The sequence below is a fragment of the Saccharothrix espanaensis DSM 44229 genome (assembly GCF_000328705.1).
In the GTDB taxonomy this organism is placed as follows: Bacteria; Actinomycetota; Actinomycetes; order Mycobacteriales; family Pseudonocardiaceae; genus Actinosynnema; species Actinosynnema espanaense.
Genome location: NC_019673.1, coordinates 6,488,875 through 6,509,823, shown reverse-complemented (window position 1 = coordinate 6,509,823; position 20,949 = coordinate 6,488,875). Strand labels below are relative to the sequence as shown.

Genomic DNA, 20,949 nt, shown 5'->3' with positions numbered 1-20,949 from the left:
GTGACAGGACCGATCCTTTGCGTGGTGAACTACCCTGGCGGCCGTGCCGGAACAACTCGACGCCACCGACCACGAGATCCTCGCCCTGCTGCGCGAGGACGCCCGCCGGACGCTGTCCGACATCGCGGGCCGGGTCACGCTGTCCACGGCGGCGGTGAAGCGGCGCATCGACCGGCTGACCCAGATCGGCGTCATCACCGGGTTCACCGTGCAGATCGACCACGCCAAGCTCGGCTGGGGGATCGAGGCGTTTACCGAACTCCGGTTCGTCGGCAACACCAAGGTCTCCGACATCCTCGACACCACGACCCGGATGCCCGAGGCGCAGGCCGTGTTCACCATCGCGGGCGACCCGGACGCGCTGGTCTGGCTGCGGGTGCGGGACATGGCCCACCTCCAGCGCACCATCGACGAGATCCGCCGCCACCACCAGGTCACCGGCACCAAGACGCTCATCGCCCTGGACTCGTGGACCAGGGGCCAGGACGGCTGACCGGCCCGCCCGGCCGCCGGGTCAGAACCAGTGCACGCAGTGCGGCGGGCGCTCGGTGCGGAACAGGGCGTCGGCGCGGGCGGCCGCGGCCGGGTGGTGGGCCGTGACGTGCCCGGCGCGCACCAGCGTGCTCGGGGCGGTGCCGCCGAGGTAGACCGAGCCCAGGTCGTCGATCCCCAGCGACAGGTCGGGCTCCCGGTCGGTGGGCACGCAGGTGGCCACGCCGTCCCGGACGGTCAGCAGGTGCCGGCCGCGCTCGCCCAGGAACGGGTCTTCGACGTCGAGGACCAGCTCGCCGTCGGCGGACCAGCCGCGCGCGGTCAGCGCGCGCGGGACGTCCAGCAGCCGCACCCACAGCCAGTCGGTGTCCTCGGCGACCACGCCGGCGCGGAAGTCCGCGAGCTGCCAGCGCACCGGGTGGTCGCGCGGCACCTGCTTGAACACCACCTCGGTGACCAGGTCGTGGCCGAGCGCGAACCGGGCCAGCGCGGTGAACACGGCGTCGTCGGCGGTGATGATCTCGTCCACGGTCAGGGTGCCGGCGTTGCCGAGCGAGTAGCAGGCGTACCCGTCCGGGACGCCGGCGGCGTCGCGGTGCAGGGCGATGTAGCGCGGTGCCGGCGCGATCGGCGGCTGACCGGCGCGCAGCGCCCACCAGCGGTGCGGACGGCCCAGCGCGCCCGGCTGCGCCCGCCGGTACCGGTCGTAGACCTGTTCCAGCAGCTCACCGCACTCGGCCCGGCGCAGCACCTCGACCGTGCCGGTGTCGTCGGCCGCGCCGGCTCGCGGGGTGGCGAACGCCCCTCGGTGGCGCGGCACCTCCAGCCGCTGCGCGTAGGTCGCCGGCCCGTAGCCGAACCGGCCGTAGATCCGGGCGTCGGAGGCCAGCAGCACGGAGACGACCTCCCCGCGCGCCCGCAGGTCGGCGAGCTGGTGCCGCATCATCGCGCTGAGCACGCCCCGGCGGCGGTGCGTGGGCAGCACCCCGACGACGCTGACCCCGGCGACCGGGACGACGGCCCCACCCGGCAGGGTCAGCTCGAACGAGTACGCGCCGGCCGTGCCGACCGGCCGCCCGTCCGCCGTCACGGCGAGCAGGTTGCGGTCCATCTCGGTCGCCGACCACCACAGCCCACCGCCGTCGGTCGGGGTGTCCGGGAAGCGGCCGAACGCGGCGTGCAGCGTGGCGACGAAGACGTCGAAGTCCTCGTCGGTCGTGGGGCGGATCTCCATCGCTGCCGCAGCCTCCTCGCGCTACCGGCGCCACGACCCGTGGCATCCCTCCACAGTGCACAGTCGACTCGTTGCCACGTCAAGCGGATTGCGTCCGGCCGGCTCGGGCCTTCCGATCAGCGGGTGGTCGTGCCCAACGCCGCCGCGACGAGCCGGACGGCACCGGTCAGCGCGGCACGGGGGTTGTCGCGCCAGTGCGGGGTGAGCGGGACGAGGCCGGTCGAGAGCGGGTAGCGGTCGCGCAGGTCGGGGATCTGCTCGGCGGTCGCCCGCGCGTGCCGGCTCCACTCCGTCACGTCCTGCCCGTCCATCCGCCGGTACGCGGCGGCGGTGTTCGCGGTGGCGCGGACGGTGGCGTAGAGCATGGTGACGGTCGGCGGGAGCGCGCCGGACGGGACGTCCCAGGCGTGGAAGATCCCCAGCAGGCGTTCGAGCCAGTCCTGCTCGTTGGGGCCCTGCGTGGCCTGCGACCACGGCCGCTCGGTCAGCCACGGGTGGGCCAGGTACAGGTCGAACAGCGCGTCCGCCCACGCCTGGAGCGCGTCGGCCAGGCTCGTGCCGGGGTCGTCCCACACGGGCAGGGCGCAGGCGTGGTCCTGCATGAGGGCGAGCAGGTTCTCCTTGGTGCCCACGTACGGGTAGAGCGCCATCGCGGTCTTGTCGAACTTCGCCGCGATCGCCCGGGTCGACACCGCCGGCAGGCCCTCGGCGTCGGCGATCGCGATGCCGGTCCGCAGGATCTCGTCCAGGTCCAACTGCCTGCTGGGGCCGCGGCGCGGGGTGGGCAGCGTCGTGCCGCGGTGTCGCCACAGCCGGCGGACGTGGGCGTCGACGTCCTGATCGGAACTCATAGTCCTTACAGCCTATAGTATTTACCGCGTATAGTGTTTTCATGACTCCCGGGAGGCACCCCATGACCACCGCACGACTCCACGACGGCTCCACCCTGGAGGTGTCGGTCCTGGGCGACGGGCCGGCGGTCCTGCTGCCCGTCGGCACAGCCCTGAGCGACGACGCCACGGCCGAGCGGATGCGCGCGTGGGGCGCCGACCCGAACCTGGGGCACACCCTCGCCACGAGCCTCGCCGACGCCGGCTTCCGGGTCGTCGCCGCCGACTACGAGGGCCACCTGGCCCAGCACCCGAAACCGCACACCCTCGACGCCACCGCCGTCGCCGCGGACCTGCTCACCATCGCCGACGCGGCGGGCGCGGACCGCTTCGCCTACTACGGCTACTCCTGGCTCGGGCTGGCCGGCCTCCAACTGGCGATCCGCACCGACCGCCTCACCGCCCTGGCCATGGGCGGCTTCCCGCCGCTGGACGCCCCCTACGGCCCGATGCTCACCGTCACGCTCGCCACCCACCGACTGGCCCTCGCCGGCGGGCAACCCGCCGAGACCGAAGCGGTGCCGGGGGACTGGGACACCGTCGAGGTGACCCTGAACCCGGACCAGACCCGCCAGTACGTCACCCTCTACGAGTCGCTCCAGGACTTCGACGAACGCGCCGCCCTGGACCGGCTGGACGTCCCGAGGCTCGTGTTCGCCGGCGAGAACGACAACATCACCTACGGGCCCAAGTGGGACAACGCCCACGTCGTCATCGCCGACGCGCTCCGACGCCACCGCGACGAACTGGTCCGCCGCGGCTGGGCGGTCGAACTCGTCCCCGACACCGACCACATGACCGCCATGCGGGCCGACGCGGTCCTCCCCGTCCTGACCCCGTGGCTGAGGACCGTTGCCACGTCCTGACTTCCGCCGCACCTCCACGGCCGCCAGAGCGCCGCGCTGGAACGACAACGGCTGCCGGCTCGGGTGAGCCGGCAGCCGCCGTCGATCAGGTGCCGTCGATCAGGTGCCGTCGATCAGGTGCTGGGAATCAGCCGCTGGGGGATCAGCAGGCGCCCTGGTCCTGCCACACGGCCCAGGAGTTCGGGTGACCCGGCTCCGCACCGACCGAGTACCAGACCGACTTCCACTTGTGGCTGTTGTGCGAGACCAGGTCGTTCGGCACGTAGGACGCCGAAGCGGTCCACGCCGGCACGCCGTTGCACCCGCCCGGACCGCCGCCGCCGGTGACGGTCAGCGTGTACGTGGCCGAGCGGGACGAGGTGCCCGAGCCGGTCACGGTGATCGTGTACGTGCCGGCGGTCGCCGTCGCCGCGACCGACACGGTCGCCGTGGACGACGCGCCGGACTGCACGCTCGACGGGTTGAACGCGACGGTGACCCCGCTGGGCGCGCCGCTCGACGAGAGCGACACGGTCTGCGGCGAGCCCGCCGTGGTAGCGGTGTTCACCGAGAACGTGCCGGAGTTGCCGACCTCCACCGAACCCGAGGACGAGCTCAGCGACAGCGAGAAGTCGCTACCGCCGCCGCCACCGGTCACGGTGAGCGTGTACGTCGCCGTCTTGGCGACGGTTCCCGCGCCCCGCACGGTGATCGGGTACGTGCCGCTGCCCACCGTCGAGCCGACCGACACGGTCGCCGTGGACGACGAACCGGACTGCACGCTCGACGGGTTGAACGCCACCGACACGCCGGTGGGCTGGCCGGTCGCGGTCAGCGCCACGTTCTGCGCGGTACCGGACGTCGTCTGGGTGTTGACCGTGAACGTGCCGGTGTTGCCGACCTCGATCGAACCCGAACCCGGGCTCACCGACAGCGAGAAGTCGCTCGCCGGCGTGTCGCTCACGGCCTGCTTCCAGATCGTGTACGCGATGCCGTCCGACGCGCGGTCCAGCGCCGTCGGGTTGATGTTGCTCGTCGTGTCGCACGAGCTGTGGTAGCAGGCGTCGTACGCGCCGCCGGCCGTGCCGCCCCACTTCTGCGCCTGCGCGTTGGTCTTGCGCGCCGACGCGCCCGTGGCGTAGCCCGAGGACGCGATGCCCGCCCGCTGGAACGACGCGTCGTCCGAGCGGCCCGCGCCTTCGACGTTCTCCTCGGGGGAGAGGTTCAACGACGTCCAGTACTCCCGCAGCGGTGCGGCCGCGGCAGTGCTGATGTTGTTGATGAAGTAGCCCGCGTTGCGCGAGGCCACCATGTCGAAGTTGTAGTACGCCTTGATCGCCGACTTCTGCGCGGCGGTCAGCTGGCCCACGTAGAACCGCGACCCGTTGAGGCCCTGCTCTTCGTCGGTCCACCAGGCGAACCGCACGTGCTTGGTCATCGTGGGGTTGCGGGCGGCGAGCTGGAGGGCGTTCTCCAGCAGCGCGCCGGAACCCGAGGCGTTGTCGTTGATGCCCGGACCCGCCGACACGCCGTCGAGGTGCGCGCCGAACATGATGGTCTGGTTGGCGTCGCCGCCGGGCCAGTCCGCGATCAGGTTGTTCGACACGTAGGTGCAACTCGTGCACCGCTGCTCGGTCACCGTGTAGCCGGCGGTCTGGAGCTTGGCCTTCACGTAGGCCAGCGACTGGGTGTAGCCGCTGCTGCCCGCCCGCCGGTTGCCGCCGCCGCTGGTGGCGAAGGACTGGAACTGGGTCAGGTGGCCCTGCACCGCGGCCACGTCGATGTTCGGCGCCGCGAGCGCGGTGGCGGTGGCGGTTGCGCCGGGCTGCTGGGCGTCGGTCGCCAGCGCGGGCCCCGCGGACGTCGTCACCCAGGCGAGGGCCGCGAGAGCGACCGCCGCACCCAGGGTTCTGTGCTTCATCCGAATGCTCCTCGTGAGGCAGGGATTGTCCGGCCGTCCCCGCCCAGCAGGTATGGGCGGTGTGCGGTGGCCCCGGCCGAACCAGCGAAGCGTCGCATTGCGGACGCTCGGCGAACTAGGGCTTCCGGTAGGTACCGGAGACGGCGGCGTACCGGCACACTTTGGGGTTGCCTACCGGACGACTGTCCCAAGGGAACGGACATTTCGGTAGTTTCACCGTTGACGCAGGGGTTTTCGGTGCAACTCCGGGCCGTGCCCGCTGCCGACCGCACCCGGAAGGCGACGGTGGACCGGGAAGCCGGACGCGGCGACATGCAGTAGCTCCCGTACGCCACTTGGCGGGTCGGAGCCGGTGTGATGGCGCACGCCGGCGGTACGTGCCGCCACGGGCTCGTGCTTCAGCGGCCCGTCGTCCGACGGCCGGGATCCCGAGCCGGCCACTGTGGAGCATCCCCGCCCGGCGCAGCACCACCGGACGTCCTGCCCGGTGCCGCTCACCGGCGCGCGTGGAGGCGGCGGCCGAGTTCGGCGAGCAGTTCCTCATCGGTGAGCAGGGCCAGATCGGGTTGGGCCCGTTGCAGGTGGACCTCGTCGTCCCCGAGCAGCCCGGCGGCGACCAGCACCTCCAAGACGCCGGTGTCGAACAGGCCGGCCACCGAGCGCGCCGTGGTGATGGAGATCGACCGCCCTTGCCGCCACTGGGTGAACCGACTCCGGTGGACACCGGTCGCCCGCGCCAGGTCGCCGGTCGTCAGCCCCCTGTTGTCGAGGTTCTTCCGGATGTAGTCCCACAACTGCGATGAGGTTTCCGACTTCACGAGGCCAGTCTAGTACTGTGTGCGCGACCGACGTACCGTGTGTGCATCGCACGTGTGGGTGGTTCGGAGCGCCGGCGGCGGGGACTACTCCGGTTCGGGGAGGTCGGGGACGACCCGCAAGGTCCGGTTGTGGCGTGGTTCGGTGCGGGTCTTGGCCTCGTCCACCTGGCGGATCAGCTCGTTGCGGACCTCGCTCAGCGCCGCGGGCAGGTCGCGCTTCGAGGACGTGGCGACCAGGTGCAGGCGCGGGGTCCGGTTGATCCAGCACTCCAGGGTCACCCGCTGGTCGACGCCCTGGCGGTCCTTCAGGCTGATCTCCAGCTCCACCTGGTCGTCGTGGAACGAGCGCAACCGCGACCCGAGTGCGGCCAGGTGTTCGGTGACCCAGCCGTGCTCGGACGCGAGGAAGCCGGTGGAGAGGTGGAGGCGCTGGGCGATGATCGATTCACCCTGGGGGGTTTCGCGCATGTGCTCGTCCGTCCTGTGTGGATGGTGCTGCGCCCGCTGACGTCAGGGGGCGGTGGTCTTGAGGTTGCGGGCCAGTCGTTCCGGGCGCGGCCAGCGGACCCCGGTGGCCCAGCCGAGCTTCTCGAACACCCGGATCAGCCGCGCGGAGACGTCGACCTGGCCGCGGCGCACGCCGTGCCGGGCGCAGGTCGGGTCGGCGTGGTGGGAGTTGTGCCAGGACTCGCCCATCGACAGGATCGCCAGCGGCCAGAAGTTCGCGGACTTGTCGCGTGCGGTGAAGGGCCGGTCGCCGATCAGGTGGCAGATCGAGTTCACCGACCACGTGACGTGGTGCAGCACGGCGACGCGCACCAGGCCGGCCCAGAAGAACCCGGTCGCCGCGCCCCACCAGCTCCACGTGATCAGCCCGCCGGCGAGGGCGGGCGCGAGCAGCGTGACGACCGTCAGCGCGGGGAACCAGCGGTTGACGCGCTGGATGTCGGCGTCGGCGAGCAGGTCGGGCGTGAAGCGGGCGGCGTTGGTCTGCTCCCGCTGGAACAGCCAGCCCAGGTGGGCGTGCCAGAACCCCTTGGCCAGCGCGCGGGCCGAGGTGCCGAACAGCCACGGGGAGTGCGGGTCGCCCTCGCGGTCGGCGTAGGCGTGGTGCCGGCGGTGGTCGGCGACCCAGCCGATGATCGGGCCCTGCATGGCCATGCTGCCGGTCACCGCGAGCGCGATCCGCAGCCCGCGGGTGGCTTTGAACGCGCCGTGCGTGAAGTAGCGGTGGAACCCGATCGTCACCCCGAGGCAGGTCAGCGTGTAGAAGAACGCGGCCAGGCCGAGGTCGACCCAGCCGAGGCCCCAGCCCCACGCCAGCGGGACCGCCGCGGCGAGCGCCAGCGCCGGCACCACGGCGAACAACTTGACCAGGAACATCTCGGTCGTCGTCTTCTCGCCGGCCACCATGGGCTGCGGCGCGGCTGGGGAAAGGTCGGATGCGATTCTCGTGCTCACTCTCGTACCTCCGGAAACGGGATGTGTGCTCCATCGCCGGGGTCCGGGGCGACCAGTGCGGAGTGGGGGCGATCGGCGGGGATCGGGCGCGGCTGGATCAGGCGTGGCGGGATTGGGCGCGAACACGGGCGGCGGACGACTCGGGCCAGATCGTCATGCTCGACGGATACCCGGTTCGCGGTGGCGGCAACCCTCGTGATGCGGCCGGTCCGTTCGGCGGCTCAGGCAGGGGCGTCAGCGGCGCGCGGGTGGGCGGTGAAATTCCGGAAAATCGCCTCCACTTTGATGCTACACGTAAAATCGGGCATGCGGTGAATTTCTCCGGAAAAATCACGATCGGGGAGAATTTCCGGATAAACCGAAATGTGGCAGGATCGCGAGCCGATGAGTGTAGGGTCGGGTTGTCGAGAACACCCCGAATGTGGGCGGTCAAGCCCATGTCGTGCTCGACGAAGCAGCGAATCGGCCGTTTCCGGCCGGAGACGGGAGTTCCGGCATGACGTCGGCACCCCACCTTCCCCTCGCCCCGCCGGTCACCGAGCCGCCCCGGCACCCGCGGCGACTTCGGCTGCGGCCGGTGGCGCACGCCGCCGGGCACGTCGACGGTGCCTGGTGGCCGCGTTCCCGGGACCTCGCCGCCGAGCTGCCCGCGTTGCCGGCGGCGCTCACGGCGCGGCTGGGCGAGATCGTGCGGGTGAACTACGGCCTCGCCGAGTGGAACTCCGCGCACCGCCGCGTCGCCGCGAGCGGCCGTCAGCTCCGACTGGACGGGTTCACCTCGCAACCCGCGCACACCGTCGACCTGATCGCGGCGGACAAGCGCCGGATCACGCTGCTGGTCGTGCCGCCGAACACCGAACCGGCCGCCGCGCACCGGATCATGACCCTCGCTGTGGACCGCGACAACGTCCAGACCGTCGGCGAACTCCTCGCCGCCGGCGGCGAGGCGACCGCGCCACCACGACACCCGACCGACCCGACCCGCGTCGTCTTCGACGGCCGGGAAGCGGGCGGCGGTCGGATCCCCCAACAGAAGAACAGGTGCACTTCATGACGACATCGACCTTCGTGTCCTTGTACGAGCACAGGATCGCGCTCGTGCAGGAAACCCTGTCGACCCACTCCAAGCTCAGCACCAAGGACGCGCGAGACCTCGCCGTGCACGTGCTGGTCGCCCTCGACCGCATCCCGGAGAAGGTCCGCTGATCGCCGACCCCCGCCGCACCACCCCGCCTTCGAGGTCGTGAAGACCGCGCCGCGCCGCCGACGGGCAACCGCTGCACCCAGCGGCTCGTCGGCATCGCCGGGACAGATCGCGACGAGTCGGCCGCGGCTGGTGGCCCACTGCGCGCCAGACTGTCCACTGTAGACGGCACTGTCCCTGTTCGGCGTCCGGTCGCGGCGATCAGGACGTCTTGGGCGAGCCGGTGATGTTCGTTGAACAGAGCCGTGCCGGGGCGCGGAACCGGGTGACGACCACCCGCCCGAGCCGGTCGCGGAGACCACCCTCGGAATCGTCGGCGCACCGCCCGCCGCCGAGACCGGGTGCGGTCCCTGCGGCGGTTCGGCGGATCGTCTTGCGACACGGTGACCACAGCGTCGTGCGCACCGTGCCGAACCTCCCGCGAACCGCCCACGCCGACAGCCGACCTCCCCTACCCTCGCACTCCTTCGACCGCCGTTCGGGAGAGGTGTGCATGAAGGTCCGTTTCAGCCCGGTCATCGCCTGGTTCGTCCTCTTGATCGGGGTCGCTTTGCTGGCCCTGGGGATCTGGGCGACGGTGGTGGGCACGTTCAGCGTCGCGATCGTGGTGGGCGTGGTGGGGATCGCCCTCGGCTGGTCGTACTTCGTGCGCCCGTACTTCGCGGTGCTGCCCGACGCGGTCTGGGTGATGGTCATCGGCCGGGCGCCGAAGGACTACCCCTACCAGCGCCTGGAGTCCGAAGGCGGCCGGTTGTTCGCGGTCGGCCGGAACGGCAACCGCACGAAGCTCCCGTTGGCCCGCTGGTCCTGCCACTCCGGTGACTGGGACGCACTGGTCGCCTCCCTGGCCGACCCGTCCAGCCGCCGCGCCGACCGCTGACGACAGGCCACGACCCGTTCGCGCAGGTGCGCACCTCCCTACCCATCTCGGCGCGGTGGGCCGCGCCTGCGAGAGCGCCTGAGGCACCACGTCGTGATCCCGCTATCTTGCCTTTCGTCCACGAGGACGGGAAACGACCGTGCCCCGCTACACCGCAGCGCACCTCGCGCTGGTGGACGAGTTGTGCGCCCAGGCGGAGCGGGCGGGTGCCCCGGGGCGTGAGGGACGGGAACGTGTGCGGCCGGGCAGTTACGGGCGTCGGCTGGCGGCGACCCGCTGAGGGTCGCGGCGGAATGGGTGGCGTTGGGGGAGGCCCTGCGCCTTCTGGCGGAGTACGGGGTCGGCGCCGACGCCCTCGCCCAGGACGACCGGATGGCCGCATCGGCGTGGCCGCCGCTGAGCACCGTCCTGCCCGCTGTGACGCGCGGTGGTGTCGAGCGGCTGTTCCCGGGCGACGACCTCGACGTGCTCGTGACCGCGTTGTCCGACCACCTGGTCGACGGGCCGGCGGCGGAGCTGGACGACGTGGCCGGGTGGCTGGAGCGGTTGGTCGACCGGACGCCCGGTACCGAGCGCCTGCGCGCGGAGATCTCCGCACTAGCGGACCCGTTGCGGGTGCTGGATGTGGAAGAGGCGGCGCACGAACGGAACGGCGCCCCTGAGCGCCCTCTATGACGCCCAACGTTCCCTCCGCTCGACCTGCCACTACCGGCCGGCCCGCTGCCCGCCACCCGCTTCCCGCACGCGCCCGCTCCACCCGGCTGACAAGGGTGGTGAGCGTGGCTCGGGAGGTGCACCTGATCCGCTCGCTCGCCGACGAGCCCACCCCGGACTGGACGGAGGCGGTCTCGATCCTGGGACGCGCCTACCGCAAGGCGGGTCTGGGCGCGTTCGCCGAGATCCTTTCGGCGCGCTCACGGCAGGCGAGGTGCGCACGTCAGGTCGCGCCCGACACCGACCGGCCCGACAATGCCGAAGTCGCCCGTCCCACCCGACAACCGTGACGCCCCGGCGCTCGTCACACCAGGAGGATCCCGCATGGCCAAGCGCATCTTGAACGTCGTCACCAACGTCGGGCACTACGACGACCCGTCCCACCCCACCGGCCTGTGGTTGTCCGAACTCACCCACGCCTTCCGCATCTTCGAGGATCGCGGCTTCGAGCAGACGATCGTCAGCCCGAAGGGCGGCCCGTCGCCGCTCGAACCCCGATCGCTGAAGTTCCCCAACTACGACAAGACCGCCAAGCAGTGGCGCGCCGACCCCGCCCGCATGGCGCTGCTGGAGAACACGGCCGCTCCCGACGAGATCGACGCCGCGGACTTCGACGCGATCTACTTCACGGGCGGCCACGCGGTCATGTACGACTTCCCCGACAGCGAAGGACTCCAGCGGATCACCCGCGAGATCTTCGAACGCGGCGGCATCGTCTCCTCCGTCTGCCACGGCTACTGCGGCCTGCTCAACACCCGCCTGTCCGACGGCTCCCACCTCGTCGCCGGGCGCGAGGTCACCGGCTTCGCCTGGCGCGAGGAAGTGCTCGCGAAGGTGGACGAGCTGGTGCCCTACAACGCCGAGGAGGAGATGAAGAAACGCGGTGCGCTGTACCGGAAAGCGGTACTGCCGTTCGTCTCGTACACCGTGGTCGACGGCAATCTCGTCACCGGCCAGAACCCGGGCTCCGCGCGGGAGACGGCGAAGAAGGTCGCCGACCTCCTGTGAGCAGCCCGGCGGCGCTCGGCACGACGACGCCGGCTCAGGTCGGCGGTGCGGTCGGGAATCTCATCGGGGCGCCGGTTTGTCCTGGGCCATGGAGGGCAGGGTCGCCGCGAGGTTGATCATCCCGGCGGCACCGAGCAGGGCGAACACCAGGCGGTTGTCGAGGCAGGCGAAGCCCACGTAGCCGATGGCCGCCGCGGCTGCCAGGGTCAGCACGGCCGTGGCCCCGAGCACGAGCCCGGGTAACCGGTGCGCGGTGATCGAGGCGACCAGGGCCAGGACGGTGATCGCGGTGGTGGCGACGACGATCACGGTCGTGGTGTCCACGTCCAGCGGGGAGTCCGACGCGACTTTCCGGTCCAGGAGCAGGTGCAGGAGCGTCAGGCCGTTGGTCAGCAGGGCGACGCCGCCCCAGACGAGGGCGCGGCGCCCGGAGCGGTCGAGTCGGGTCACGAGGCCTGCTCTCCGTCGAAGTCACGTGGGCAGGTGCGGGACCCGAGTCGAAAGGCCCGCCGGGACATCGTCCGCACCCCACGCCGTTCTACCCCACCACACCGCGCCCCGGCCCCGGCTCGCCCCCGGAAACATCCGCTTGGCGGCAGCCGTGGATACCGCCGGCGCCCACTTCGCCGACCTCCTGGCTGCTGCGATGCCCAGCCCGGAGGTGGACCCCGGCCAGGTCCCGCGCAGGCCGGTGGCGAGCAGGGCGGTGAGGGTGTCGAGGACCTGGTCGTCGGACAGCCCGGTGGTGTCGGTGCGCAGGATCGCGTAGGCGAGGCTGGACAGCATGCCGCCCATGGCGGCGGCGACCAGGGCGGGGTCGCCGGGCAGCGGGCGGCCCTGCTCGGCCAGCCACTCCAGGTGTTCGCGCAGCACGGCGGTGTCCTGGGTCAGTCGTCGCCACGCCTGGTCGGGGCTGTGGCCGTCGGTCATCGCGGACTCGTGGAGCGCGATCAAGGTCACCGTGTACGAGGCGTACGAGGACCCGGCGGGTCCCGTGGGGTCGTTCGTGAGCCTGGCGGCGAACGGCCTGCGCTGCCTGGAGGCCTGGGCTGCCTGGAACCGGTGCGGCAGGCGGGTTTTCCGGTGTGGCGGCAGCGGATGTGGTCGGGTGGCGGCAGGCTGCTCGGCGACGTGCCGCGTGGTCGGCTCGCCGAGGACCCCCGGCCCGCCATGACGCTGTGACGTGCCGACCTGGTCGCCGCGCTGCGCGCCGAAGCGGTGCGGTCGGGGGCGCTGGTCGTCACCGGTCGGCGGGTGGGCGGTCGGCCGGAAGGCGCGGACCTGGTGGTGGGAGCGGAGGGGATCTGGTCGGGTATGCGGGCCGTGGTCGAGCCGACCGCGCCCGAGCCGCGCTAGGCGGGCATGTACACGGTGTCGGGCACGTCGACCGGGCTCGGCCGCCCCACCGGGTCGTTCGACATGATCTTCGCGCGGCGTGGCGCGTTCGTGCACCTCACCGCACCTGACAGCACCACCTGGTGGTCCGCCCAGGTCAGCGCTCCGCACGTTCGGGACCCGCGGACCGTCGAGATGGACGAGCTGCTGGAAACCTTCGCCACCGGGACCGGACGGTGCTGATCGGCGACGCCGCGCACCCGGTCGGCGCGGGCCAGGGCGCATCCATGGCGCTGGAGGACGCGGTCATGCCGGCACAGCGACTGCGCGACGCGCTGTCCGTCGAGGACGCGCTGACCGGGTTCGACCGGGAGCGACGGGCACGGGTCGGCAAGATGGTCGACGCGGCCGCCGCCAACCGCGACGCCAAGACAGCGGGCCGGTTCGCGTCCCGCATCCGCGACCTCGTGATGCCGATCGTCTTCCCTCGGGTCTACCCGAAGGCCACGAGATGGCTCTACACCTACGATCCCGGCCCGCTCACCACCCGACCGGACACGGCCGAGTCGGGAATGGCCGACCGCCCGACCCCGTGACGACGTGCGGCTGCGTGGTCGCGGTTTATTGCCGCGCGATCACCTGCGGTGTCCGCTACGGTTACCGGCCGTGCTGGGTGCACCGGTCGATCTTCTGATCCGCTGGTCGCGGGCTTGACCTTGACACGGTGACAAGGCGTCCACTGGGCGCAGGAGGTGGTCCCGATCAACACGACACACGGAACCGCGCACAACACGCACGTGGCCAACGCCCTGAGCGCCGGCGACTCGTCGGTCCGGCTCCAGGCGGCTTTGGCGGTCGGCACGAACCCCGACCCCGGCTACCTGGAGACGCTCGTCGAGCGGTGCGCGGTCGAGCCCGACTTCTTCGTGCGGGACATGCTGTCCTGGGCGCTGACCCGGCTCGCGCCGGAGATCACCCTGCCCCGGATCCGCCGCGAACTCGACTCCGAGCGCGGCCAGGCCCGCAGCCAGGCGCTGCACACGCTGTCCAAGATCGGCGACAGGAGCGCGTGGGCGTGGATCACGCGCGACATGCTGCGCGACGCCGACGACGAGGTCGCGCGGACCGCGTGGCGCGTCGCGGTCGCCCTCGTGCCCGAGGACGAGCGGACGGGCCTGGTCGACGTCCTGGTCACGCAGCTCGGCCGCGGTGACCGCGACGTGCGGCTGAGCCTGAGTCGGGCCCTGGTCGACCTCGGTGACGTGTTCGAGCCCGCCTTGGCGAAAGCGGCGACGAACCCCGACCCGGTGATCGCCGCGCACGCCCACGCCACCGTGCTCCTGTCGCGGAACCCGGACCTCGGTTACGACGCGGCCATCGCCGAGGCGACCCGGGTCGTCGCGCTCGGCCCGGAACGAGCCGCCGCCGTCGCCGCGTCCGGGGTGGTCGAGCCGGCGGAGACCGACGGTGCTGATCGGTGACGTGGCGCGCCACTCCGGCGTGAGCACCCGGATGCTCCGGCACTACGACGCCCTCGGACTGGTCCGACCGACCGGCCGCACCGTCGGCGGCTACCGCGAGTACTCCGCCGAGGACGTCCGTCGGATCTTCCACGTGGAGAGCCTGCGGACCCTCGGCCTCTCGCTCAAGCAGGTCGGACGCGCGCTACAGGACCCGACGTTCACGCCGTCCGCCCTGGTCGGCGACCTCATCCGGGTCACCGAAGAACGCCTGGAGCGCGAACGGGAGCTGCTGGAGCGGCTGCGCGCGGTCGACGCGTCGGCACCCGCCGGCTGGCAGGGCGTCCTGCGCATCGTCGAGCTCATGCAGGGGCTCGACTCGACCAGCGCCGCGCGCCGGCAGCAGGCCGTGCTGGCCCGGCCGGCGGACGGCCCGGTCCCCGCCGAGCTGCTGGCCGGCGCGGTCCTGGCCGAGTCCGATCCCCACGTCGCGGGTGCCCTGCGCTGGGCGCTGGCCAGGTCGGGCGAGGACGGCGTGGCGACGCTGGCCGTTGGTGCGCGGTCGGCGGACGTGGAAGTCCGGCGGCGGGCGGTGTCGGCGATCGCCGCGATGGACGAGGCACCGGGCACCACCGCGGTGCTCGCCGACGCGCTCGGCGACCCGGACGCGACGGTGCGCGGGCACGCCGCCCTGGCGTTGGGCAGGCGTGGCGTGCCGGCGGCCGTGCCGGCACTCGTCGCGATGGTGGTCGAGGGCTCCCACGACGTCGACGCGGCGGAGGTTCTGGGAACGCTGTCCGCGGACCCGGGGTGGGCGGACCGGATCATGACCGCGCTGGTCGCCGAACTCGCCGCGCCCACAGCGGATTCCGCGACGCGGATACGCCTGACCCAGGCGCTGGTCGAACTGGCGGGGACGACCGCGCGGGACGTCCTGCGTCGCCTGTCCCACGACGACGACCGCGCGGTCGCCCTCGTCGCGACGGCCCTCGCCGGAGTCCTCGACGAACGCTCCGCACGGGATCGCGAGGATTCCTAGGTCGCCGTCGCGACACTCCGGCCGTGTTTCGCCGGACAGCACACATGCACGGTGATCACGCCGCTGTCCTGCGCGAGCGGTGCCGCGACCCTGACGGCCCGGCTGAGGGCAGGCTCGCGTCACGTCCGTCCGTCATCCTGTACCTCAGGCGGAGGTTTGGGTGATCCGGCGCAGCCGTGGTCGTGGTCGGCTGGTGGCCGTGGTAGCCGGAGTGGCGTTGTTCCTGGCCGGGCGGACGTTGGCCGAGGCGGACGACTGGGCCAGTGTCCTGGGGCTGCTGCTCAGCCTCCTGGTCGGCGTGCCGGGGCGGTACGCCTCGATCGCCGCGTTGCGCCTGGCGAGGCAGCAGAACCGATCCGCTGACCGGCTGCGACCGGACGACGTGACCACCTACCTGCGAGAGGCGACACCGCAACGCTTCGCCGCCAAGTGGGACCCCGTGGCCGAGCACCCTGCTCCACCAACCCGCGGGCGCGCTGGCCACGGCCTTGTCGACGCCCCTGATGGTCGGCTTGGCGCGTACCGCATACAGCCGGAGGCCGCAGCCGGACTCGGGTTCGCCGTCGGGACCGGGGTGATGGCCACCGGACGTCTGTCGAGCCCACCGTTACGCACCGAACCGCTTCCCGACCAGACCGGCACAACTCCTGCGCGCTCTGCGGGCAGCGGGGATGGGCGTCGCGGCGAGCATGGCCGTGGGGCTCGGTTTCGCGGTCTTGTACGGATACCTGCTGCTGGTGTTCACCGGCGTGGACCGACTCCGCCACTCCTTCGAGGTGGAATTCGCTGTGGGCGGCCTCGGCGTGGGGAGCGCTCGGCGTGCTGCGTGTCGCCGGCCTCAAGGTGCCCAGCCGCCTGCCCGTGCGCATCGTGGCGTTTCTGGACGACGCTCATCGGCGAGGTGTCCTGCGCCAGGTCGGTGCCACCTACCAGTTCCGTCACCTGCGGCTGCACCAGTACTTGGCGCGCACCCATCCGTACCACGACCGCGTCGGCGACGGCGGTCACCGTTCAGCGGTGTTGCGAGCCCTCTACGCCGCCACGCTGGTCGCGGGCCTGGTGATGGCGCTGGTGGTCTACGTCGGGGGTTCCTCCGAAACGTTCCTCATCCGCGTGGTCGCGCTGTGGCTCTTCCCGGTCGTGTTCAGGTTCTACGGGCTGGTGTCCGAGGCGCTCCTGGGCCGCGTGGAGCCGGGGGTTCCGCTCTCGAACGCGGCACGCGGCGTCGTGCGCGAGTACGGCAAGCCGGCGTGGCTGGTCGTCCACCCCTTCCTGCTCCTGCCGTGGCGGAACCCGCTGCCGATCCTCCTGGCCACCACCGCGTTCTGGGCGGTGCTGGTCCAGTGGTTCTTGGTGGCTGTCTTCCCGAACCTGTGAAGGGCAGGGGAGGCCGCCGGGCTGGATCTCGAACGGGAATCCCCCCGAGCGGGAATTGTCCACTGTGGACCATCGTGGTGCTGTCGTCGAATGCGCCGCAGTCACCACGAATCAGCAGAGACAGGAAGAAAGTAGGTTCCGGGTAGCGGCTCGAAGGGAGGAGGATTCTCAGACTTGGCCGTCCGCAGCGCTGCTGGGCAACGGTTGCGGCGGCAGTGGGCACGTCGCGTGTGTCACGGCGCGTGCGCCACCACCCTGTGTCCGGGCATCGCGACCGAGGACCCGGATCAAGCGGCAGATCGAAAGGTGACCCATGACGACGACCCTTCGCCGTACCGCTCGTTCACTGGCGACGGCCATCACCCTGTTGCTGTCATTCACCCTGGTACAGGGGTTCGGCAGCGGCACGGCCGTGGCAGCGCCGACCGCTGTACGCATCGTCTACTACGACGCGAGCCAGGCCCAGGAGTTCAAGGCCGCGGTCGACGAGGGCGCGGAAGCTTGGAACAAGGCCGTGCGCAACGTCCAGCTCAAGCCGGCCACCGGAGGCAACGCGACCATCCGGGTGTACGCGGACAACGGCTGGCCGCGCGCCACCACGTCCGGCTTCGGCCGGGGCACGGTGTACATGGGCCGCCAGGCCGTGAACGACGGCTTCTACCCGCCGAGGATCGCCGCGCACGAACTGGCGCACATCCTCGGCCTGCCGGACAACCGCAACGGCCGCTGCGACCACCTGATGTCGGGCCACAGCTCGCCGGTGTCCTGCAAGTCGACCACGCCGCACTCGACCGAGGCGGCCCGGGCCGAGCGCAATGCGGGCGGCCGTGCGGCGGCCGTCGCGCCGGACTCCCGTGAAGCCGGCTTCGCCGACTGCTTCGTGTTCTAGGAACCACACCCTCCACGGCGGCCGGCCCCGAACTCCGGGCCGGCCGCTCGTCCGGATGACCGCCGTTCACAGCCGGCGGCGGCCTCGGCCCCGTAGTCGGGCGCGGAGCGCGGCGTGTCGGGCCCCGGTGCCGAGGTGTCGTTCTCGTCCGGCTCGTACCCGGCCTTGCCGGGTGGCGTGGCCGCCCCGGCCGGATGACGGGCCGTGGAGGTGTTCGTCGCCCTGGAACATCCGTCGCCGGTCGCGTTCGGGCAGTGGGGCGTGGATGCGTTCGCGGACGGGTGCCCGCTGTGCGTGGACGGCGGACAGTCCGAGGGTGTCGACGGCCCAGAGCGCTTGGCGGTCGTGGCCGGACACGGTGCGTTCGGCGGGCAGGACGGTACTGCGGAGGTCGCTCATGGCTTCGGTGGTCTCCGGTGCTCGTGCAGGAGGCGTGGTGCGGTGAGTCGCCTCGGAACCAGTGGAGTGCGGCCCGCACCGATCACGCGGTGCGGGCGTCGGGCGGCACGGCGGAGGGCGGCGGGGGAGTTGCTCGACCCCGCCGTCAACCCTTGGGCTTCACTGGTCACTGCTGCACGTCGGCCATGATGTTCACCCTGCCGACCGCCGGTCAACGCTTTTTCGGCACCCCGGCCCGACCCAGGCGGGCGCCGTCACCGTTCTGGACGGAGAGCTTTCGGGCCACAAAGCCTACGCACATCGGCAGAAGCAGGCGTTTCAGCGTCCGATCGGCGGCACGACAGGGCGTCCGGTCGCTGGTCGTTGCTGAAGGTGTTGGGGGTCAACGCTGCCGGAGTCGGGCGTTCTCCTGTTCGAGTTCGGTGATCCGCTCGCGGAGCGTGCCGAGGGCCTGTTCGACGGCGTCGCGGGGGAACAGCTGGGGGATGTGTTGGCGGCAGTTCCAGTCGTACGCCTCGACGTCGATGAGCACGGCGCGCTCGATCTTGCCGCTGTGGCCGGGAACCGAGAGCCGCTCGACCATCTCCGGTGAGTCGTCGGCGCGGGCGCGGCCGATGAGTTTCATCCGGGTGCGGTTGGCGTAGTCCATCAGGAACAGGGCCACGCGATCGTCGTGGTCGAGGTTGCCGCGGGTGATGTACTGGCGGTTGCCGCGGAAGTCGGCGAAGCCGAGCGTGTGTTCGTCGAGAACGCGCAGGAATCCTGGTGCGCCGCCGCGATGCTGGATGTAGGGCCAGCCCGTGGTGCCGACGGTGGCGACGTAGAAGCTGTCACGTTCGGCGATGAACGCGGCCTCGTCCGGACCGATCCGGTCGCGGACCGGCCCGGCGGCGTCGGCCATCCTGGAGTAGGCGTCCCGGCTGCCGTGCTGTTGCTGGTGGAGCTGGACTTCCGGGGTGAACATGACTTGAGCGAAGCGGCTGGTCATCGCTGTCCTCCAGGTCAGGGAGCGGCCTCGCCGGTCGCGGCCTCGGGTTGGCGCAGGGCAGGCGTGAGCGGGACTTTTCGATTCTAACGTTTGACCTCCGGTTCAACCGTTAGATCGTGGGCGGTCATTCCGGCGGATGTCGATCTGTGACCACGGTCATACTTGGGCCTCGCAAAGCGATGTGTTGGTCGGGCGGTTGTGGTGTCGTCTGTCGAGCAACTGCGGGCCGGGTGCCTTCCGTCCACTTGGTGACCGACGAGGCGCACGGGGAGTGAGGCGCACATGCCGTGGACACCATCGATCACCGTGGTGCTCGGACTCGCCCTGGTGGTGGCGACCGGATGCGCACCCGGCGGCGACCAGGCGGCACCGTCCCCAGGAGGCGAGTCGGTGGAACGGACACCCGACGAGGTCGCGGCCCTCGCGTGCGGGGACGGCGTCGACGTCCTGCCCGGCCGGGTGGACGGCCTGACCCTGACCGGGGAGTTCGCGGCCCGGGTCGACCGGGGTGGGGACGGGGCGTTCGCCGGCACGGTGAAGCTCACCAGCACCGGGGCCGCGGTCTCGGGCACGACGTCCCCGGAGGCCGACGTGTACGTGGCGTCGGGCGGCAAGGTCGTGGCCACGCCGCCGGCCAAGGACTCGGTGGGCGCGTCGATCGACCTCCGCCCCGGCACTGGCCGGGAGTTCAGCGCGCGGGGGAGCGTCCGGGGTTGTGCGGCGGCCGAGCCGCTCGACGCCGGGCGCTACGACGTGTTCGCCGTGGTGGTGGTCAACCGCGACGACGGGCCGGCGGTCGTGGTCGCGGGAGGCCCGTGGCCGATCGAGGTGGTCTGAACGGGTGCGGCCGGGACGGTGCGGATCCGCTCCCGGCCGCGTTGCGGAGCAGGGCTCAGGTCACGATCGACACGCCGTACCGGGCCTGGACCCGGCTCCACGGTTCGGCGTACCGGGTGCTGCCGCTGCTGGCGATGTGGTGGCCCCGGATGTGCTTGTCGGTGCCGCCCACGCTCAGGGCGTAGAACGGGGCGCCCGAGTCACCGCCCTGCGGCAGCGTGCCGCCGCTGTAGACGATGACCGGCGACTTGCAGCCGCTGGAGGTGCACACCGTCCCCGTGGTGCTGCTGACGGTGTGGCCGCAGTGCTCGCCGGTCGTCCGCCCGCTGTGGCAGTAGTTGGCGAAGCCGATGACGGGGTCCGACGCCGACGCCACGTGGTGGCCGGTCCCGCTGTCCACGCCGCCGACGTAGATGAACGGGCTGTACGACTGCCCGCCCAGCAGCACCATGTCCTGGCCGGACAAGCCGTTGCCGCTCGCGGTGCCGACGACCCGCCCGCCGAGCTCGGTCACCGCCACCGCGTTGTCGGCGAAGCAGTGCCCCGCGGTGACCATGAACCGCGTGCCCACCGAGTTCTGCACCGTGTAACCGGCCGAGCAGTGGCCGTTCGGGGCCGCGAAGGTGATGCCGGAACCGCCCCAGAAGGCCGGGACGTCGTCCCGCCGGCTGTAGTCGTCCTTGGCGGTCTGCCGACGGACCTCGACCGATCCGGCGTGATCGCCGACCAGCGAGGCCACGACGTGGGCGGGCGCGTCCGTCTCCACGACGACCTTGCCGGTCAGGGCGTCGGCGTAGGTGCCGAACGTGTGCGTGGTGCCGCGAGTCCGGACGTGGTCGACGATCCGCGACTGGATCGTGGCCGAGACCTGTCTGGCCGCGGCGCTCACCGTCGGGGAGGACTTCGCCGCGGCGACGTCGGCCGCCACCGGCGGCTGCCCGCCCAGCTTCGCGACGCCGCCGTTCTTGTCGTCGGCCTGGGCCGTCCCGGCGGAGAACGACACGACGGCCAGCGCGGCGATGAACGAGGTCAAGAGTTTCTTCCTCAGGCGCACGTGCTTTCCCTTCACAGATGGGATGTTCGTGAGCTGGGAGATGCCTTCCGCTTCTCCCGCAAGGGAAGACGGACCGATGGGGATGCCAGATACGGCTCGGTCGA

At 71.7% G+C, this 20,949-nt stretch carries 25 protein-coding genes; 15 read left to right on the top strand and 10 right to left on the bottom strand.

Annotated features, from left to right (window positions below; translation table 11 throughout):
* Positions 1-43: 43 nt before the first annotated feature.
* Positions 44-493, top strand: coding sequence for an Lrp/AsnC family transcriptional regulator (locus tag BN6_RS28030; protein WP_015103199.1), 450 nt, complete (start codon positions 44-46; stop codon positions 491-493).
* 21 nt (positions 494-514) lie between these two features.
* Here BN6_RS28030 and BN6_RS28025 read toward each other — a convergent pair whose 3' ends face one another.
* Both BN6_RS28025 and BN6_RS28020 read right to left on the bottom strand, forming a co-directional pair.
* Complete coding sequence (locus BN6_RS28025) at positions 515-1,726, bottom strand: GNAT family N-acetyltransferase (protein WP_015103198.1); 1,212 nt, start codon at positions 1,724-1,726, stop codon at positions 515-517.
* A gap of 116 nt (positions 1,727-1,842) precedes the next feature.
* A complete protein-coding gene (locus tag BN6_RS28020) occupies positions 1,843-2,577 on the bottom strand; it encodes a TetR/AcrR family transcriptional regulator (protein WP_015103197.1) in 735 nt (244 codons plus the stop codon).
* Between the two features lie 62 nt (positions 2,578-2,639).
* On the opposite strand from BN6_RS28020, the gene BN6_RS28015 reads away from it, so the two are divergent.
* Positions 2,640-3,482 (top strand): alpha/beta fold hydrolase, encoded by an 843-nt coding sequence (locus BN6_RS28015; RefSeq protein ID WP_015103196.1) that lies wholly within the window; start codon positions 2,640-2,642, stop codon positions 3,480-3,482.
* 142 nt (positions 3,483-3,624) lie between these two features.
* Here the strand turns inward: BN6_RS28015 and BN6_RS28010 are convergent, their stop codons facing one another.
* The 4 genes from BN6_RS28010 to BN6_RS27995 all read right to left on the bottom strand — a co-directional run bounded on the left by BN6_RS28010 (position 3,625) and on the right by BN6_RS27995 (position 7,613).
* Positions 3,625-5,382, bottom strand: coding sequence for a M28 family peptidase (locus tag BN6_RS28010; RefSeq protein WP_015103195.1), 1,758 nt, complete (start codon positions 5,380-5,382; stop codon positions 3,625-3,627).
* A gap of 494 nt (positions 5,383-5,876) precedes the next feature.
* Positions 5,877-6,200 carry a helix-turn-helix domain-containing protein gene (locus BN6_RS28005; protein WP_015103194.1) on the bottom strand — a complete coding sequence of 108 codons (324 nt, stop codon included), beginning with the start codon at positions 6,198-6,200 and terminating at the stop codon, positions 5,877-5,879.
* 84 nt (positions 6,201-6,284) lie between these two features.
* Positions 6,285-6,668 (bottom strand): HPF/RaiA family ribosome-associated protein, encoded by a 384-nt coding sequence (locus tag BN6_RS28000; RefSeq protein WP_015103193.1) that lies wholly within the window; start codon positions 6,666-6,668, stop codon positions 6,285-6,287.
* A gap of 42 nt (positions 6,669-6,710) precedes the next feature.
* The gene (locus BN6_RS27995) at positions 6,711-7,613 is read right to left on the bottom strand and encodes an acyl-CoA desaturase (RefSeq protein WP_041314318.1); all 903 of its coding nucleotides are present in this window, start codon (positions 7,611-7,613) and stop codon (positions 6,711-6,713) included.
* A gap of 544 nt (positions 7,614-8,157) precedes the next feature.
* On the opposite strand from BN6_RS27995, the gene BN6_RS27990 reads away from it, so the two are divergent.
* From BN6_RS27990 to BN6_RS27970, 6 genes are all read left to right on the top strand, one after another.
* Positions 8,158-8,715 carry a DUF5994 family protein gene (locus tag BN6_RS27990; protein ID WP_015103191.1) on the top strand — a complete coding sequence of 186 codons (558 nt, stop codon included), beginning with the start codon at positions 8,158-8,160 and terminating at the stop codon, positions 8,713-8,715.
* On the top strand, positions 8,712-8,867 hold the full coding sequence (locus BN6_RS47505) for a DUF6307 family protein (RefSeq protein ID WP_173430499.1): 156 nt from the start codon (positions 8,712-8,714) through the stop codon (positions 8,865-8,867). The genes BN6_RS27990 and BN6_RS47505 overlap by 4 nt, the downstream gene beginning before the upstream one ends.
* Positions 8,868-9,358: 491 nt before the next feature.
* Entirely contained in the window at positions 9,359-9,745 is a 387-nt protein-coding gene (locus tag BN6_RS27985) for a hypothetical protein (RefSeq protein ID WP_015103189.1), read from the top strand.
* A gap of 297 nt (positions 9,746-10,042) precedes the next feature.
* Positions 10,043-10,420: a hypothetical protein gene (locus BN6_RS27980; protein WP_015103187.1), complete on the top strand. Its 378-nt coding sequence runs from the start codon at positions 10,043-10,045 to the stop codon at positions 10,418-10,420.
* Between the two features lie 104 nt (positions 10,421-10,524).
* Complete coding sequence (locus BN6_RS27975; protein ID WP_015103186.1) at positions 10,525-10,749, top strand: hypothetical protein; 225 nt, start codon at positions 10,525-10,527, stop codon at positions 10,747-10,749.
* Positions 10,750-10,783: 34 nt separating this feature from the next.
* Positions 10,784-11,467: a type 1 glutamine amidotransferase domain-containing protein gene (locus BN6_RS27970; protein WP_015103185.1), complete on the top strand. Its 684-nt coding sequence runs from the start codon at positions 10,784-10,786 to the stop codon at positions 11,465-11,467.
* A gap of 60 nt (positions 11,468-11,527) precedes the next feature.
* Here the strand turns inward: BN6_RS27970 and BN6_RS27965 are convergent, their stop codons facing one another.
* Positions 11,528-11,917: a hypothetical protein gene (locus BN6_RS27965; protein WP_015103184.1), complete on the bottom strand. Its 390-nt coding sequence runs from the start codon at positions 11,915-11,917 to the stop codon at positions 11,528-11,530.
* A gap of 21 nt (positions 11,918-11,938) precedes the next feature.
* Complete coding sequence (locus BN6_RS42545; RefSeq protein WP_148303054.1) at positions 11,939-12,421, bottom strand: hypothetical protein; 483 nt, start codon at positions 12,419-12,421, stop codon at positions 11,939-11,941.
* A 408-nt stretch (positions 12,422-12,829) separates the two neighbouring features.
* Between BN6_RS42545 and BN6_RS45070 the strand changes: the two genes are divergently transcribed.
* The 6 genes from BN6_RS45070 to BN6_RS27935 all read left to right on the top strand — a co-directional run bounded on the left by BN6_RS45070 (position 12,830) and on the right by BN6_RS27935 (position 17,567).
* Positions 12,830-13,045, top strand: coding sequence for a hypothetical protein (locus BN6_RS45070; protein ID WP_015103182.1), 216 nt, complete (start codon positions 12,830-12,832; stop codon positions 13,043-13,045).
* Positions 13,039-13,398 (top strand): FAD-dependent oxidoreductase, encoded by a 360-nt coding sequence (locus BN6_RS45065; protein WP_015103181.1) that lies wholly within the window; start codon positions 13,039-13,041, stop codon positions 13,396-13,398. The genes BN6_RS45070 and BN6_RS45065 overlap by 7 nt, the downstream gene beginning before the upstream one ends.
* Positions 13,399-13,554: 156 nt before the next feature.
* Entirely contained in the window at positions 13,555-14,283 is a 729-nt protein-coding gene (locus BN6_RS27950) for a HEAT repeat domain-containing protein (protein ID WP_015103180.1), read from the top strand.
* Positions 14,270-15,301: a MerR family transcriptional regulator gene (locus BN6_RS27945; protein ID WP_015103179.1), complete on the top strand. Its 1,032-nt coding sequence runs from the start codon at positions 14,270-14,272 to the stop codon at positions 15,299-15,301. Before BN6_RS27950 ends, BN6_RS27945 begins: the two co-directional genes overlap by 14 nt.
* 819 nt (positions 15,302-16,120) lie before the next feature.
* A complete protein-coding gene (locus BN6_RS27940; protein ID WP_015103178.1) occupies positions 16,121-16,678 on the top strand; it encodes a hypothetical protein in 558 nt (185 codons plus the stop codon).
* A gap of 313 nt (positions 16,679-16,991) precedes the next feature.
* Positions 16,992-17,567 (top strand): snapalysin family zinc-dependent metalloprotease, encoded by a 576-nt coding sequence (locus BN6_RS27935; protein WP_015103177.1) that lies wholly within the window; start codon positions 16,992-16,994, stop codon positions 17,565-17,567.
* A gap of 781 nt (positions 17,568-18,348) precedes the next feature.
* Here the strand turns inward: BN6_RS27935 and BN6_RS27930 are convergent.
* The gene (locus BN6_RS27930; protein WP_231904768.1) at positions 18,349-18,867 is read right to left on the bottom strand and encodes a pyridoxamine 5'-phosphate oxidase family protein; all 519 of its coding nucleotides are present in this window, start codon (positions 18,865-18,867) and stop codon (positions 18,349-18,351) included.
* A 369-nt stretch (positions 18,868-19,236) separates the two neighbouring features.
* On the opposite strand from BN6_RS27930, the gene BN6_RS27925 reads away from it, so the two are divergent.
* The gene (locus BN6_RS27925) at positions 19,237-19,791 is read left to right on the top strand and encodes a hypothetical protein (protein WP_015103175.1); all 555 of its coding nucleotides are present in this window, start codon (positions 19,237-19,239) and stop codon (positions 19,789-19,791) included.
* A 55-nt stretch (positions 19,792-19,846) separates the two neighbouring features.
* Here the strand turns inward: BN6_RS27925 and BN6_RS27920 are convergent, their stop codons facing one another.
* Complete coding sequence (locus BN6_RS27920; protein WP_197540205.1) at positions 19,847-20,824, bottom strand: chymotrypsin family serine protease; 978 nt, start codon at positions 20,822-20,824, stop codon at positions 19,847-19,849.
* Positions 20,825-20,949: the final 125 nt, after the last annotated feature.

Coding starts and splice junctions, on each gene's coding strand:
- BN6_RS28025 (WP_015103198.1), bottom strand. CDS start 1,726: ATGGAGATCCGCCCCACGACCGACGAGGACTTCGACGTCTTCGTCGCC.
- BN6_RS28020 (WP_015103197.1), bottom strand. CDS start 2,577: ATGAGTTCCGATCAGGACGTCGACGCCCACGTCCGCCGGCTGTGGCGA.
- BN6_RS28015 (WP_015103196.1), top strand. CDS start 2,640: ATGACCACCGCACGACTCCACGACGGCTCCACCCTGGAGGTGTCGGTC.
- BN6_RS28010 (WP_015103195.1), bottom strand. CDS start 5,382: ATGAAGCACAGAACCCTGGGTGCGGCGGTCGCTCTCGCGGCCCTCGCC.
- BN6_RS28000 (WP_015103193.1), bottom strand. CDS start 6,668: ATGCGCGAAACCCCCCAGGGTGAATCGATCATCGCCCAGCGCCTCCAC.
- BN6_RS27995 (WP_041314318.1), bottom strand. CDS start 7,613: ATGGTGGCCGGCGAGAAGACGACGACCGAGATGTTCCTGGTCAAGTTG.
- BN6_RS27990 (WP_015103191.1), top strand. CDS start 8,158: ATGACGTCGGCACCCCACCTTCCCCTCGCCCCGCCGGTCACCGAGCCG.
- BN6_RS47505 (WP_173430499.1), top strand. CDS start 8,712: ATGACGACATCGACCTTCGTGTCCTTGTACGAGCACAGGATCGCGCTC.
- BN6_RS27985 (WP_015103189.1), top strand. CDS start 9,359: ATGAAGGTCCGTTTCAGCCCGGTCATCGCCTGGTTCGTCCTCTTGATC.
- BN6_RS27970 (WP_015103185.1), top strand. CDS start 10,784: ATGGCCAAGCGCATCTTGAACGTCGTCACCAACGTCGGGCACTACGAC.
- BN6_RS45070 (WP_015103182.1), top strand. CDS start 12,830: ATGTACACGGTGTCGGGCACGTCGACCGGGCTCGGCCGCCCCACCGGG.
- BN6_RS27935 (WP_015103177.1), top strand. CDS start 16,992: ATGACGACGACCCTTCGCCGTACCGCTCGTTCACTGGCGACGGCCATC.
- BN6_RS27930 (WP_231904768.1), bottom strand. CDS start 18,867: ATGGCCGACGCCGCCGGGCCGGTCCGCGACCGGATCGGTCCGGACGAG.
- BN6_RS27925 (WP_015103175.1), top strand. CDS start 19,237: ATGCCGTGGACACCATCGATCACCGTGGTGCTCGGACTCGCCCTGGTG.